Origin of the sequence: Ligilactobacillus acidipiscis DSM 15836 (assembly GCF_001435755.1) — a bacterium.
GTDB lineage: Bacteria > Bacillota > Bacilli > Lactobacillales > Lactobacillaceae > Ligilactobacillus > Ligilactobacillus acidipiscis.
In genome coordinates this window covers 1-222 of sequence record NZ_AZFI01000441.1, presented here as the reverse complement: position 1 = coordinate 222, position 222 = coordinate 1, and the positions used below count along the sequence as shown (strand labels likewise).

The window sequence follows — 222 nt, the reverse complement described above, 5'->3', positions numbered from 1 at the left end:
AGATGACAGCAAAATGGGAGCAAGCGTTACAACAAATCAGTACCGAAGAACGTACCCCGGATAACTTTTTGAACCAAATCAAAAAGTTCGTGGAAAAATTGGTTGCTGATGTTCCCACGCAATTGACTGGCAGTGCAGCCATTAAGCAACAAATCGATCACCAACAGCAAGCGCAAAAAGCCGCCGAAGTTTTCTTAGAAACACCGCAAGCGACCGTTTTAA

Annotated in this window: 1 pseudogene; it reads left to right on the top strand. The window is 44.1% G+C overall.

Annotated elements, in window-relative coordinates:
* Window positions 1-222: pseudogene (locus FC65_RS11380) on the top strand (type IA DNA topoisomerase); the annotation flags it as partial.